Source organism: Bacillus sp. C-3-6 (assembly GCF_054509685.1).
Genome location: NZ_JBSSBE010000002.1, coordinates 377,790 through 392,093, shown reverse-complemented (window position 1 = coordinate 392,093; position 14,304 = coordinate 377,790). Strand labels below are relative to the sequence as shown.

General features: G+C 33.1%; 14 protein-coding genes and 2 pseudogenes. 3 read left to right on the top strand and 13 right to left on the bottom strand.

Annotated features, from left to right (window positions below; all coding sequences use genetic code 11):
* Positions 1–322 precede the first annotated feature (322 nt).
* Positions 323–1,438, top strand: coding sequence for a response regulator aspartate phosphatase (locus ACW0JX_RS28710; protein ID WP_459245873.1), 1,116 nt, complete (start codon positions 323–325; stop codon positions 1,436–1,438).
* Positions 1,438–1,599, top strand: a complete 162-nt coding sequence (locus tag ACW0JX_RS28705) for a hypothetical protein (RefSeq protein ID WP_459245872.1) — start codon at positions 1,438–1,440, stop codon at positions 1,597–1,599. The genes ACW0JX_RS28710 and ACW0JX_RS28705 overlap by 1 nt, the downstream gene beginning before the upstream one ends.
* Positions 1,600–1,758: 159 nt before the next feature.
* Here ACW0JX_RS28705 and ACW0JX_RS28700 read toward each other — a convergent pair whose 3' ends face one another.
* Both ACW0JX_RS28700 and ACW0JX_RS28695 read right to left on the bottom strand, forming a co-directional pair.
* Positions 1,759–3,741 carry a methyl-accepting chemotaxis protein gene (locus ACW0JX_RS28700; RefSeq protein WP_459245871.1) on the bottom strand — a complete coding sequence of 661 codons (1,983 nt, stop codon included), beginning with the start codon at positions 3,739–3,741 and terminating at the stop codon, positions 1,759–1,761.
* A gap of 813 nt (positions 3,742–4,554) precedes the next feature.
* Complete coding sequence (locus tag ACW0JX_RS28695) at positions 4,555–4,845, bottom strand: hypothetical protein (protein WP_050845376.1); 291 nt, start codon at positions 4,843–4,845, stop codon at positions 4,555–4,557.
* Positions 4,846–5,380: 535 nt separating this feature from the next.
* Between ACW0JX_RS28695 and ACW0JX_RS28690 the strand changes: the two genes are divergently transcribed.
* Positions 5,381–5,755, top strand: coding sequence for a hypothetical protein (locus ACW0JX_RS28690; RefSeq protein ID WP_459245870.1), 375 nt, complete (start codon positions 5,381–5,383; stop codon positions 5,753–5,755).
* Between the two features lie 259 nt (positions 5,756–6,014).
* Here ACW0JX_RS28690 and ACW0JX_RS28685 read toward each other — a convergent pair.
* The 11 genes and pseudogenes from ACW0JX_RS28685 to iolE form a co-directional block, all read right to left on the bottom strand.
* A pseudogene (locus ACW0JX_RS28685) lies at positions 6,015–6,152 on the bottom strand (hypothetical protein); the annotation flags it as partial.
* A gap of 156 nt (positions 6,153–6,308) precedes the next feature.
* On the bottom strand, positions 6,309–7,388 hold the full coding sequence (locus tag ACW0JX_RS28680) for an RNA-guided endonuclease InsQ/TnpB family protein (RefSeq protein ID WP_063538869.1): 1,080 nt from the start codon (positions 7,386–7,388) through the stop codon (positions 6,309–6,311).
* Positions 7,389–7,393: 5 nt separating this feature from the next.
* A complete protein-coding gene (gene tnpA, locus ACW0JX_RS28675; protein ID WP_033681089.1) occupies positions 7,394–7,795 on the bottom strand; it encodes an IS200/IS605 family transposase in 402 nt (133 codons plus the stop codon).
* Between the two features lie 245 nt (positions 7,796–8,040).
* Positions 8,041–8,166, bottom strand: coding sequence for an aspartate phosphatase (locus ACW0JX_RS28670; RefSeq protein WP_086391988.1), 126 nt, complete (start codon positions 8,164–8,166; stop codon positions 8,041–8,043).
* Positions 8,163–9,236, bottom strand: a complete 1,074-nt coding sequence (locus tag ACW0JX_RS28665) for a response regulator aspartate phosphatase (RefSeq protein WP_459245869.1) — start codon at positions 9,234–9,236, stop codon at positions 8,163–8,165. Before ACW0JX_RS28665 ends, ACW0JX_RS28670 begins: the two co-directional genes overlap by 4 nt.
* A 668-nt stretch (positions 9,237–9,904) precedes the next feature.
* Positions 9,905–10,202 (bottom strand): annotated as a pseudogene (gene tnpA / locus ACW0JX_RS28660) (IS200/IS605 family transposase); the annotation flags it as partial.
* 74 nt (positions 10,203–10,276) lie between these two features.
* Complete coding sequence (locus ACW0JX_RS28655; protein WP_071732440.1) at positions 10,277–10,504, bottom strand: hypothetical protein; 228 nt, start codon at positions 10,502–10,504, stop codon at positions 10,277–10,279.
* A gap of 160 nt (positions 10,505–10,664) precedes the next feature.
* Positions 10,665–11,264, bottom strand: coding sequence for a hypothetical protein (locus ACW0JX_RS28650; protein ID WP_459245971.1), 600 nt, complete (start codon positions 11,262–11,264; stop codon positions 10,665–10,667).
* A gap of 218 nt (positions 11,265–11,482) precedes the next feature.
* Positions 11,483–12,274, bottom strand: coding sequence for a 5-deoxy-glucuronate isomerase (locus ACW0JX_RS28645; RefSeq protein ID WP_459245868.1), 792 nt, complete (start codon positions 12,272–12,274; stop codon positions 11,483–11,485).
* Positions 12,275–12,337: 63 nt separating this feature from the next.
* A complete protein-coding gene (locus tag ACW0JX_RS28640; protein ID WP_459245867.1) occupies positions 12,338–13,225 on the bottom strand; it encodes a class II fructose-bisphosphate aldolase in 888 nt (295 codons plus the stop codon).
* Positions 13,226–13,353: 128 nt separating this feature from the next.
* Positions 13,354–14,250, bottom strand: a complete 897-nt coding sequence (gene iolE / locus ACW0JX_RS28635) for a myo-inosose-2 dehydratase (RefSeq protein ID WP_168410686.1) — start codon at positions 14,248–14,250, stop codon at positions 13,354–13,356.
* Positions 14,251–14,304 lie beyond the last annotated feature (54 nt).

Here is a 14,304-nt window from a genome sequence, read left to right as displayed (position 1 = left end):
AGACATTTCGTTGTGATACACATTATAGTACCAAATAAAATAATTTTAAAATTAATACGTAATTAATCCGTTTTAAGAGAACGAAACTTCATAAATCTTCAATCACAGTTTCTTGGTTCACCTAATAGAAAGTATGAGGATTCGTATCATCTTTTTAGTGACCTTTTGGTATTATAATCTAAGTATTTTCGACACGAATTGATTGTTTTTTATGAATTTTCTTGAAAAATATTGTAAAATCACTCCATTTTTTCTTCTATTTTGTTATGATGTTTATAATTAAATGGGATTAGGATATTTCTATAAGATGGGGGCGTATATTATGAGTGTCTCAGTAAAAGGAAATGAGCAGTTAACTGCTCTATTGAACGACTGGTATCGATCTATGCTATCTCAACAAGTTATAAAAGCTACTAATCTAAAAAAGAGAATTGATGAAAAAATCAGCAAATTAAGCACTGAGCCAAATCAAGAACATCAAGATCAAAATTTATTACTATATTACTCACTACTTGAATTCCGTTACAATGTCTTAACAGATAGCCTTGGTATTCAACAAAATAGCTTTGATGCCATTAGTGACTATGATATGCCTACAGACCATTTTCTACGCTTCTATTATCACTTTTTTAAATCCATCCATTCCACTTTTATATCAAATTATACTGAGGCAGAGGAACATTATAAACTGGCAGAAAAGATACTAGTAGACATACCAGATGAAATTGAACACGCTGAATTCTACTATAGAATTGCTACTTTTTATCACCATACCTATAACATGCTCGCTTCTATCGAATACGCAAATAAATCGAGAACAATCTTTTCAAAGTATGAAGGTTATGAAGTAAAAACAGCCTTTTGTAATAGTTTGCTAGGTGGTTGCTGCATCTATTTAAAACAGTACGAACAAGCTGAAGAATATTTACAAAGTGCAATTGATTTACTACAAAAGAATAAAGAAGAAGATTCCTTGTTATACGTAAAAAGTACTATGGGGTGGCTGTATTCTGATCAAAGTATGTCTACTTTAGCTATTCGTCACCTTTCAGAAGTAACAGAGAAAATCCCTACACACTTCAAGGCTATCTTTCTACAAGCTAAGGAACATTATAAGTTAGGGGAACAATCGACGGCTAGCAAACTCATTGTTAAGGGATTAAAGATCTGCAGAGAAATCCATAACGAAGAATATCTACATCACTTCTTTATTTTAAAAAGATTAAACGAAAACATTCCATTGGAAGAATTAGAAAAAATCATTCAAGAAGGAATCTTATACTTTGAGAAAGAAGAGTTATGGGAATATGTTGTCGAATACGCTGAATTATTTGCCACAAAATGTAGACAATTAGAGAACCACAAAAAAGTAAGTGACTATTTCCATATTTGTTATCAAGCAAGACGAAAATTAATTGAAAAAGGAGTCTTAAAATAATGAAAAAAATCAGCTTATTATTATCTGGTATTGCTTTCATTGGAGTGTTAACGGTGGGAATTTCTCAGTTTTCTAAAACAGATCAACTTGCTACTCATGGACATTATCCTGCTCCTTCATATAATGTTGGCGATTATGACAGTGCACCACAACAAATTTAATATAAATGTATTTAAAAACCCTCCAATTGGAGGGTTTTTAAATGGCTTATCTGCCTGTTCAATACGTGTAGAGAGTCATAGTATACTTCTTTACTATGTTATGAGTTTTTTATTTCCACTCTGTAACAAGATTCTAGCATCCTCTCCTAGAATCTCAACTTAAATCTTAAATCCACCAATTAACTCTTGAAGTTCTTCCGCCATCTGTGCTAATTGTATTGCTGAAGAATTTATCTCTTCCATAGAAGCATGTTGTTCCTCAGATGAACCAGCTATCGTTTGCATACTTGAAGAATTCTCTTTTACAGCCATAGCTATTTGATCAATCGATGTATCGACTTTCATTGCATCAGTAGTCATTTTATTAGATAGTTCCACCATACCATGCACTTTTGACACAATATCATTTGCAAATTTTGAAATCTCATAAAAACTTTGTTTTGTATCGTTCGCAACTTTAATTCCCGATTGTACTTCTACTCCCACTTCATTCATAGCTTTTACAGTCTCGTGTACGTCTGCTTGTATTTCCTTAATTAAACTTCCAATTTCCATTGAAGATTCGGATGATTGCTCTGCTAGCTTCCTAACTTCATCGGCAACAATTGCAAACCCTCGCCCCTGTTCTCCTGCTCTAGCTGCTTCAATCGCTGCATTTAATGCTAATAAATTTGTTTGTTCCGCAATATTTTGAATCGCTTCTAATATACTGCCAATTTGCTGTGATTTCTTATCTAATAATTTTATGACATTATCTGATTGAGAAACAGAGTGATGGATAGACTGCATTTGTGTTACAGTTTGTTCTACTAATTTTTCACCTTCATTGGCTTTTTGTTTAGTGTATATGGAGGAAGTCGATACTTCAGAAGCATTCTCAGCTACATATTGAATATTACGTGTTACCTCACCAATTAATTCAGCTCCAGACTCAACTTCATTATTTTGAACCTCTGCACTGTTCGAGATTTCTTCCATCTCTTTTGTAATTTGCTCTGTCGCAACACTTGCTTGCTCTACACTAGCAGTTAGTTCCTCAGAAGACGCCGCTACATGTCCTGCAGATGTGTTAATTCGAGAAATAATATTACGTAACGACTCTGCCATTGTATTGAAACTACCACCTAATTGACCAAGTTCATCTTTTGAACGAATATCTATTTTCTCGGTTAAATCTCCCTGACTAATTTTTTGAGCTGAAATAACTAATTGTCTTAATGGATTAATAATAGATCTAAGTATGAATAAAATTACAATTCCACCTAACAATAATGAAGCCCCTATTATAGTGAGCGTTTTATAAAAAATAGGATTGGTAGCTTCTTCAATTTCTTTCATAGGCATTACGCCTGCTATTTTCCAACCTGTTTTTTTGTTTGTCTTAAAGCTTATGTTCCGATCTTCGCCATTGAGGCTATAAGTAATTACTCCATCTTCTGTCTTGTACAATTCATCCGCTAAAGTTTTCTCTAATTTCTCTCCAGGCTTTAGTGATGGATGAACAACTATAGTTTTATCTTGACTAACTATAGATACAAATCCTTGCTTTCCAATTTTTATCATTTTGGATGTTTTTACGATATCTGTAATATTCAAATCTAAGCCAATGACACCACTTTTATCTGCATTTTGCTTTGCAATTGCAATTACCATATTTCCTGTAGCCTTTGATTTATATGGCGATGAAACAATAATCTCTCCATTTGCTTTTACTGCATCCTTATACCAACTACTTTCTAATGGATTAAACCCTTCTGGTATTTTTCCTACAGGTGCATGAATAAATTGATTGTTACTGGATGCTGTATAAATCGTTTCTATTTCTGGATGTAACTGTATATATTGATCAAATTTACTCTGTACATTTTGCGATTGTTCAGGATTATAATCACCTTGTGTGAGTACCTTTGCAAAATGAGTGACATCTGTATGCTTATTTTCTAATTCATCATCAACAATCTTATCTAAAATACTTATATTATCTTTTGCTGATTGTAGAATTGTTTCATTAAGATCTGTTTTTGCTTTATTATAAGATGATACTCCTACAATAAGACTTGGTATAATTAATATTGCTATAAATGCCATAGACAACTTCGTTTTAAGCTTTATTTGTCCCAATCTTTCTTTTATATTAAACACTAGCTACTTCTCCTTTTCATTTTTACTACTTTTATAGTCTATTTAAATTTTTCTCCTTTATTTTTTCCACATTCATTTATAGTACCATTAGAAACGGAACTACAATTACATCCTATTATTTATACTTTATTATTTAGCGATTTAAATTTCACAGGTAGAGTTTTATCTATCCTCCTTTTAAATATGTTATTTTTCTATATTGAGCAATTATTAGAATACGAATTATTCAATATAAACTGGATGAAACATATACTCATTTTGAAAATAATTATTGGATTCGTTTGGATAAAAATTTAGTTTAGCGCTATTCCAATCAGATGAAATCCTTACCATAATAAATTCACAAAACCTAACTAAGTACATTTATTCTTTTAATAATTATATTTAACTGCCTTTTAACCATTCTAACTGTATTACTTCATTGATTTATCTATTTATTACAACCACTTTTGTATTATTGAATCACTAAACCACAAATTCTAAATAGGAGAATAAAATAAAATAAATTAGAGAATTACATTGTAACATGTATATATAAGTTTTTAATATTTAAATTTAAAACTTTACTATTTTTTATATGCAATATTACATGCGAAAAACCTTAATTTTTTTGTTATACTATGCATGTGGATTTTTCATCCGAAAATCTACCCAGACGCATATTTATGTATATGCCACCCTAATTGATGAAAGCGAGAAGAATGTTTATCATTTTTCTCACTTTTTTATTTTGGCTCTGTTAATATTAATTATTGATAAAAAGTATTAAATATGGGAAGACACCTTAGAGTTGGTCCTTCTCTTAGTTGTTGATTATTCACATTCAAATCTAAAATAGGTATTTTCTAAGCCTATTCTTTGCTTTAATGTTTTGCCCAATGCATAATTATTTGGTAATTCTTTTTCAATGACACAAATAACATAGCCTGCTTTTCCTCTTGTTAAATTAGTTAATTGTAAGTAGTTGTTGTTGTCGTAGATATAAGAAATAATATATTCATAGAAATTATTTTCTTTGTCTTCTCTATTCATATCAACATTGTACAACCTAACTCTTGCTCCTGCCCAAATTTCCTCATCATCATCAACATTACTTAAAGGCATCCATTTCGAGTTATCCAATATTTCACCCTTTTCTTGATTCATTCGTTTATACACTGAATGTTGCTAGACGCAAACTATCATAAGCATCAGTCATTTCATTGATTAGACGACCACCGACAGAGCCTTTATTTAAAATGTGTGCTTGTACTTAATTCTTTAGTTAATTTTACATTTTAAATCTACGAAAATGAATTCCCTTATAAAAACTCTAACAGAGAATCTTTCTTTCAAATTTCACCTAGGGAATCATTTCTTTTCCAAAAAACCTACCAACATCTTTATCAACTCATTTTAGAATATTTAAACAATAATCTTATATACAAACTCTGCATAAATTATTCATTTTCTTTTATATAAGACCTACCTTTTTACTTTTGATAGATTATTAGACATTGGATTATTATACATAAACGCCAAAACATGAGGTATTTTGTAGAAATTTGTCTATCAATATGTATGTACACCCTTTTGTAGTGGATATAGACTGTGAGGTGTAAGGAGGTACCTTACAAAATTATGAAAAGGAGATTATAAAATGAGTAGATTAGCAAAATTCTCAAAGTTAGCATTTGCAACTTTAATCGTGGGAAGTAGTTTAAGCACCTTTGTTTCGTCACACAGGGTACAAGCTGACACCTTAGATACTAATTACCAAGATTCTGTAAAATTCATACCAACTTCTAGTGCTAGGCAAACAATGGAACAAAAAAACACTATTGTTCCCGAATCAAAAGTTATTAAAAACCATTATGTAAAGTACTCTAAAGCACATTTCCAAACTGAAGAAAGTATACCAAAAGAGATTTATTATTCTTCAGAAGGCTTTAAGGGCTATATACAGGCAAATACCGTTTGGGATATGGGAGATCATTTCGCAACACTATATTCCGGAACCGTTATTCGATGTTAGACTTTGAACCCCTCTCTCCTAATGCTTATAATGATCAATAGCTCACTGCCAATACGGTAATATCTATTGTTCATAAAATAAACCACAAAATCTTTCGATTTCATGGTTTATCAAATATAAAGATAATGCTAAATGAATACTCTAACATTACCTTCCCCAAAGTTAATTATAGAGTATTTTCAAAAAAAAGACACTCTTGTAGTGTCTTTTTTATAGTATTTTAAAAAGAATTCCGCCTACTAACACCTTTTTGTTGCGCCTATTCATCTATTTCAATATAATACTTTTCCATCTCGTATATGCAATAGACAATGATAGCTAAACTCCAACTGACACTATAATAATTATGTGTGTAGAAGTCATATCCCGCTTGAATACCTTTCTCTATTACAACCAATTTGACACTCCCACGGCTAAAGCCGCAAGTCCTACACCTTACGGTGTAACGGATGGGATTCTTGAATGACTAAGCATTCGCAGTCCATTTCTGTTTTGAACAGCCTTCAAGATGAGGGTGTGCCATCACCCCTCCTAAGACAGATCCTATAGGTTCTTAGGCTGATTGACTATTACCGCCAACCACAGTTGCGTAGCGAATATTCATCGCCCCAACGATATCACGATGTTTCTCAAACCCACATTGGCATTTGTATTTCCTGTCTTGCGCCTTGTTCTTTTCAGAACATTTCGGACATGTTTGACTTGTATAAGAAGGGTTCACATATTCGACCTTTATGCCAACTAATGTCGCTTTGTACTCGATGAATTGTGCTAAACGATGGAATGACCAAGTGTGTAGATTTTTTTCGTTTTTACGGCTTGTTCGTGCCGTCTGTCTAATGTTTGTTAGTTGCTCTAATCGAATGACAGAAATATTATTATCCGTTGCAAAATCAACGATTACACGACTTACTTTGTGGTCTTGGTCTTGCATCCATCTTTGTTCTTTATCATCAAGTTGACGAAGGGCATTCAGTTTCTTAGCTTCTCCTAACTTCTTGCGAACACTGCGAAACTTACGTTTCATAAATTTGTTTTGCCTACCGTTCCCAAAGAAACGAACTTTATCATCATCTGTGATGGCTACCGCAGGAACTTTAAGACCTAAGTCTACTCCTAAAATCTTTGTTCCCGTTTTTTCGTTTGTAGGAATCGTGACAGATATTTGAGCAATCCATTTAGCAGATTTCTTCGTGATACGGAGTGTACCTAACTTGTGCTTCAACAATTCGAAATTGCGATTATATTTGTCTATTAATAAAGCGCGAACCTTTAAACGAGTTGACTTTCCGTTTACCATAAACGGAATTGAAATGTGCGTGAAGTCAAATGAATAGTTTTGGTTATTCCATACACAAACAGGTCTTTTTAGAATCGGAACGATTTTGTATTTACTCTTTTTCACCTTTGTAGAAAACACACTTTTCGCATCTTTAATTGCTTGATTTTTCACCGCACTTGGGATATTGGCTTCAATATCCTTTGTACTTTTCTTCGTGCTTTTCTTTGATTCAACCATTTCAGATACAAGGGCATTAATGACTTTTATATACTCGTGGCTACTTTGTTCTAATAGCATGATTTGTTGTTTTGTTGGAAGCAATTTAACTTTAACTGTGATGGTTTGTGGCACAAGTTTCACCCCCTCGTTTTTTGATTTTCAACATAATGTTTTATTGTCTCACTTGATACATTTCCAGCAGTAGAAACAAAATAAGAACGCGTCCATAGGCTCGGCAAGTGTTGAAGATGAGGAAACTCTTCTCTCAAACGTTTTGATGTCACTCCTTTAATTTTTGCCATTGTATCAGCAGGACTAAGTGTTGGTGGTGTATTTAAGAACAAGTGAACGTGGTCTTTGTCGCATTCCATTGCAACAATAGAAACATCCAATTCTCCGCATATTTCTTGAACCAACTCTTTGAAACGTTCTTCTACTTTTGTATTAAGAAAAATCTTTCTTCTGTATCTTGGGCAAAACACAAAATGATAGTTAATTAATGACACGGTTGTTTTGGTTCTTCTATAATCATTCATCATGTTTGCATTGTATCAGTTGGATTATAAAACTGCAACACGAAAGATAAAAAAATAAAAGATACCAACATTTTGGATACTTAGAGTGCCACAAACCTTGCGGCTTTTAGTAGCACTCCTTATCCAACCTCACTTTCATCCCCTGCCTAAACGCGAGGGGCTTTCTCGTTCGGGAAGGGCTGTAATACGCTCAGATCTCTGTTTAATAATTAGATTAAATAAAACTTTATTAGCCTCTTTTTAGAAAATTAAATATGTTCCCCATGATCCATAAATACTTCAATTGATTCTTGTTGTGATACGTCTTTTACATTAGTAAGACCAAAAGTAAAAACTGTGGACAACATCATCATTAATAAAATAGCTTTTTTCATTTTAGCGCCCTTCTTTCTTTGCTTATTTTGTCTGCGTCTAAAGCAATGTGTAAATATTTGCTTGCCTTTTCATGATTTTTTGAATTGTAGAATTGGTCACCTAAAAGAGAAGCATATTCTTTTACCCACTCATATAATTCTTCTGCTTCAAAATAAGAAATACCTTCTATAACTAATTTCTCAAATTCTTCGAGTGGTGCTTTATTATGTAATGTCCTTAAGATTTCGAAATGATGACGATAACCTACATCACTAAGCTTATAACCTTGTTCAATATATTCATTAGCAATAGTATGCTTTCCTAGCTTGAAATGTTCTCTCGCTAAAAGAAACATAGTTTTAAAGTTATTCTCTAATGAATTCTCTAAATGTTTAACTGCTAACTCTGGCATGTTTTGACTTGCATATAAAAGTCCTAAATTATGCTTAACGCGTTTAATTAGAATTTCATCACCTGATTTTTTGAAAGTGTCTAATGCTGAAAGTAAATATTCTTCTGCACTTTCAAATTCATTTAGTCGTATGTTTGCCATTCCTAAAGTATTTAAACATGCAGCTATTTTCAATTCATATCCTGCATTATTTATAAATATTTCATTTGCCTTCATAGCATATTGAATTGCTTGAATTGGTTTCATTATATGGTAGTAGTAAACAGCAACCCAATAATTAAATTCTGCTTTTTCAATTTCATCATGCATGTAATCTAGAAGCTTTTCAGCTTCTTCAAAATGAACCCTTGCTTCACTATTGTTGGCCGTATTAATGGCGTAAATCGCTTTAAACAAATGATAATAGTACTCTAAAAATGTTTCATTTTCATCTGGTAAAGGTTCGACTTTGTCTAAAATATCTTTTGAACCCTTCGTATCACGAATTAGAAGGCTGTACCGCGCATTTAGTAAAGCGTAATACATTAATATTGTTTGATCTTCCTTGATATAATTAATTTTACTTTCAATATCTTCCTTTATCTTTTCAGACTGTAATACACGTTGTGCAATCATAGCTTGATACCAGTCATTTAATAATTTGGTGATTTTTTCGTTAGAAATGAGGTTAACACTCATCTGCCCCTACCCCCTTTTATCAAATATTATCACGGCATACTTGCATTTATAAATATATTCACAATATTTTAACTTGAGAAACTTATTTTTGAATATTCACAGAAGAACATGAAGAAATTAATTCGAGTTTTTGGTATCACTCTAGAATTAGTAGCTATCTTTAGACTTAGTTTCACTTCAAGCAACAAAATAATGAACATAGGAAAATATTCTAATACAAAAAGAACCATTCTATCACTAATGGCTTCTTTCATCTTATATATTTTCTTTGCTGTACCATTTCAGATACAAGTGCATTGATTGTAGAGATATATTCTCTTCCCATAGCCTTTAAGATAAAATCCTGTTCTTTTGTAGGAAATAGCTTAATTTTTCTGTCACAGATTGTTATATTTTTCTACAACTAAATCCCTAAGAAGTCTGGCTCTTTTAAGACTTTTGTATTCGTCTAAAGTTATAACTCTTACAATTGACCACGAACCAAGCCACATCATTTTTCTGATATAACCACTCGGGATTTTAATTTGAGAAGTATCACAAGCATTTCTCCCACACAGAACAAACAAGGCATTTTTGTAGTCATCTCTATATTCTCTGTTGAATTTATGGTCTTTCATAAATTGTTCAAATCCGCAATTACTACATTTAATTTGCACCTTTCTCAGCTCCTTGTTTTTTTGTTTTTCTACATATTTTTTAAAAGTTGCACTCGATACATTTCCTGCGGTAGATACAAAATAACTACATGCCCATAAACTTGGAAAATGTTTAGGGTAAGGAAATTCCTCTCTCAATTTTTTGAAGTTACTCCTTTGATTTTTGCCATAATATCAAAGGACTAAATGTTGACAGCGTGTTTAAAAACATATGTGTATGGTCTTTGTTACACTCTAAAGCGACAATGACAATTTCTAATTCGTCGCATATTTCTTGTACCAACTCCCTAAAGCACTCTTCTAAATCTGTCCGGTATGATGCTCCCTACTTTGTTCAAAGAAACCCGTTGTCCATTCTATCCCTTTCCCCTTTTAATTAAAAAGCTATCTGTTACTCTTTATTTTATATATACTTTTCTTTAATTTAGGCTTTTTATGTAACCTTACTTTGCTTCCATTAATATCAAAATCCAACTTTTCTTCTTCTAAAGCCTCCATTTTCTGCTTATGTTCTTTTTCTATTCTATCTTTTTCTTCTTTTCTCTTAGTCGCTTTAGGACCAATTACGAATAGAATTAAGAAAATACTAACCATTACAATGAACGTAGTCACTAATACTCATCCTCCCTTACCAAAACCTCATACACAAAAAGCTTTTTAACTTATTAGATTTAAATTAGAAACCTAAAGGAGAATAAGTACTAGTATATATAGAAGGAATAAATATAGATGTTACCTTCACTATTCCTCTATCTCCTTATATAAATCAAAATTATAAATGGCGCAGTAAGGCCGGTACTAGCAATGTCATTACAAATATAAAAATTGAACTATATCTCAAACTTGAACTCCATTTTCCATATTTGGGATGTTCAAACTTCTTATAAAGCATACCTAATGCTAAAGATATCAAAAACATTAATACAGCTGTTCCTAAAATTATAGAAGTAATTAAGCCCACCATATTACTCATAAAAGTTTGAAAATCAAAAGAACGTGTTGTCAACATTAACACTGGTAGAATCCTTATTAAAAGTATGAGGATAAATGAACCTACTCCTAAATATATAGATCTTTTTTTCCACTTTATATGTTTAAACCATAACGAAGCCCCAAAAACTAATAATGATATTAAAATTACTACAGAAAGTATAAGGAAAATAACATCAAAGAATGCAGGCACACTCGCATGGACTGCACCATCTATTTTGTCTCCCCCATCTTTTATTACATCACTGCCGCCATTAAACAAAGAACCAAACCAGTCTACAATCCAATCGGTCATCCAAGAAATATCGAATGGTAACTCTTCATTATTTGTTTGTGCAGGAGCAGCTGAGTTATATACCTCCAAATTATCCTCCTCCTTAATTGAAATTAAGCCCTTTACTTTAAGTATATAAACTTACCTAACCAAAACTAAGAAAATATCAAATCCTATCTTATTTTATTAGATAGAAATTCACCTTCTTCAAATGTATGCAGGACGATAATCCGACGGTAACAATAAGAAGAATTTTCCTTTCTGCGCATAAACAGAAAAAAGAGCACCCTATCACTAAAAATAGGAGTGCTCGTATTTATTTTCGTCTATTCCTTCTCTGGCCAAATTTTTGCGTTTGATTCTAATAACCACTTGTGTTCTTCCTCCATGATACGATCATTCCATGGGTTATTCTCAAGATGTCGAATCATCCAACAAAAATACATTGCATATCCAGGCGCAGTTGCTTGCGGGTGGTCTAGCTCACCTGGAATTGTAATAAAACTATTATGTACAACGCGATAAGCATCCTCCTCAACCATTGCACATCCAAATCCCTGTGGCTTGTTAAAGCGATAATAATATACCTCCGGTTGATCATGGTGATGCGGTGGGTAACTCGACCATCGCCCGGGATAAGAAATAACTTCTCCTACTACCATGTTAGAATATGCTGCATTATTATAGTCAAAAATTGTACGAATAACACGCTGCGCTGTTCCCTCCCATACTCCATCTCCAGCTACAACACTTTGACACTCATTTGGAGTATACAACTTAGACTCAAATTCTTGATTATTATCTGTTTTTTGAACAAGCACTTCACTATCTGAAAGAGCAGTAATTGTAACCTTCACATTTTTAGCCACATGTAAACACCAAGGGTTTTCTTCAAAAACAGACTGTCTTTGAATAACTTGTTCCATTCCTTCCCACTCTAGACGTATTGTCCCTTCTAGTAAAAGTACTGCCGTTTCATTTTTATTATCAAATAGCAGCTCTTCTTTTCCATTAGACATCTTATATATGCCTATATCCATTAACATATCACTGCATTGACCGTTCATTTCTGTTAATACATTATACCCTTCATTTAATTCACCTAATTTTCCTAACACGGCTTTCTCCCCCTTTTAATTAATGGCTACTCTATCATTCTCTATCTTTGTCAGCTAACTAAATTATGAGTTCCTTCTATTATTTAATGAAGAAAGCTTTTCTGGTTGTGCTTTGTTTTCACTTCCGAAAATGAGCATATGATTTTTAACGTTTTCGTATGCGGCCTCAATTACATCTTGATGATACGTAAAGTAATCTGAATAAGGAGTATTTAGGACAGCAGTGTTAACCGTAGAAACTATATTCTGAAACGTCGCTGTTGCTACATTAATTTTTCGAACACCATGTTGAATACATTGCTTGAAATCCTCTGGGCTAATGCCAGACCCACCATGTAATACTAAAGGAATATCGACTATCCCATTAATCTCCTGCAAGCGGTCTAATCGTAAATCAGGGTCTCCATTGTACATCCCGTGCGCATTTCCAATCGCAACAGCTAACGCATCAACATCTGTTTCTTCTGCAAATCTTTTTGCTTCTTTAGTACTTGTCAGCATCATTTCAATATCTTCTGATCCATCCTCACTACCACCTACTCTGCCAATCTCAGCCTCTACTGTCGCTCCGTACTGTTTCGCAAGTTCTACAATTTCTTTTGTCTTTTGTATATTTTCCTCTAACGGATAATGAGAGCCATCAAACATAACCGAACTAAAACCAATTTCTAACGTCTCTTGAATCTTTTCAAATGTCATACCGTGATCAAAGTGAACTGCTACTGGAACAGTTGCTTTTTTCGCTGCAGCTACCATCAAAGGACCAATCATATGAATTGGCGAATAATTCAAACGAACTTCCGCAATTTGTAGAATAAGCGGCGAACGTAACTCTTCAGCTGCTTGAATAGCTCCCATGACTGTTTCCATATTAGCGACACTAAAAGCACCAACCCCATAATTCTCTTGATATGCCTTTATTAAAATATCCTTCATTTGAACTAATGGCATTACACATTCACCTTTTTCAATATTATTTATTAAATGTAAAATCAACCTTCTCGTCTTTTTACCCCTTTTGTAAGAAGACATGTTGATTACCATACCATTTACTTAGGGATAATCTTAAAATGCTTAAATTACAAACCTGCTTTTTCTTGTATAAATTTTCGAGCTTTTAATGCGTATTCAAAAGGATTCGCTAAAGCTGGGTCTTGCTCTGCTTCTACCACAAACCATCCCTTATATTCAGAGTTTGCAAGAATAGTAAATACTTCATCAAATACAATTACGCCATCTCCTGGAACTGTAAACGCACCATTCTTCACTGCCTGTAAGAAGCTCAATTCATTTTCCTTTACAGCATCTACTACTTCCTGGCGAATATCTTTTAAATGTACATGTTTAATACGAGGTAAATATTTTTTCAAAACATAAAGCGGCTCTTCTCCTGAAAAAACAAGATGACCTGTATCAAAAAGTAGGGATACAAGCTCTGGATTCGTCATATCCATTAACTTTTCAATTTCTGCCGTTGTTTGAACACCCGTACCCATATGGTGATGGTATACAATATGTAGCCCCTTTTCCTGAGCTAATTTACCGAGGTGATGTAACCCATCTGCAAGCTTTTCCCACTCTTCTTCTGTAAAAACGGGTTTATTGCGAAATAGTGGTACATCCATTAAACCTTGAATACTATGTCCTTGCTCTGAAACAACGATGACTTTTGCACCCATATCATGCAAGAAATCCCTATGCTTAATAAATTCTTCTACCGTCTCTTCAATCGGCTTCGTTGTTAAAAACGTACTAAACCATGCACTAGCAATCTCCAAGTTTCGTAATTCCAAACATTTTTTTAATACAACTTTATTTCTCGGGTATTTATTCCCTACTTCACTTCCATTAAATCCAGCTAGTGCCATCTCACTAATACATTGTTCAAACGTATTTTCTGCTCCTAGCTCCGGCATATCATCATTTGTCCAAGCAATTGGTGCAATTCCAAGCTTAATTGTATTTTCTTTAAACATCCCCTTATCTCTCCTCTTTGCAAAATGTTATAGAATCTTGCCAAGTTCACTTAA

What these genes read in the sequence shown, in the direction of transcription:
- tnpA (WP_033681089.1), bottom strand. Translation starts at nt 7,795, where the DNA reads ATGATGAATGATTATAGAAGAACCAAAACAACCGTGTCATTAATTAAC.
- ACW0JX_RS28690 (WP_459245870.1), top strand. Translation starts at nt 5,381, where the DNA reads ATGAGTAGATTAGCAAAATTCTCAAAGTTAGCATTTGCAACTTTAATC.
- ACW0JX_RS28670 (WP_086391988.1), bottom strand. Translation starts at nt 8,166, where the DNA reads ATGAAAAAAGCTATTTTATTAATGATGATGTTGTCCACAGTTTTTACT.
- iolE (WP_168410686.1), bottom strand. Translation starts at nt 14,250, where the DNA reads ATGTTTAAAGAAAATACAATTAAGCTTGGAATTGCACCAATTGCTTGG.
- ACW0JX_RS28640 (WP_459245867.1), bottom strand. Translation starts at nt 13,225, where the DNA reads ATGCCATTAGTTCAAATGAAGGATATTTTAATAAAGGCATATCAAGAG.
- ACW0JX_RS28710 (WP_459245873.1), top strand. Translation starts at nt 323, where the DNA reads ATGAGTGTCTCAGTAAAAGGAAATGAGCAGTTAACTGCTCTATTGAAC.
- ACW0JX_RS28705 (WP_459245872.1), top strand. Translation starts at nt 1,438, where the DNA reads ATGAAAAAAATCAGCTTATTATTATCTGGTATTGCTTTCATTGGAGTG.
- ACW0JX_RS28665 (WP_459245869.1), bottom strand. Translation starts at nt 9,236, where the DNA reads ATGAGTGTTAACCTCATTTCTAACGAAAAAATCACCAAATTATTAAAT.
- ACW0JX_RS28695 (WP_050845376.1), bottom strand. Translation starts at nt 4,845, where the DNA reads ATGCCTTTAAGTAATGTTGATGATGATGAGGAAATTTGGGCAGGAGCA.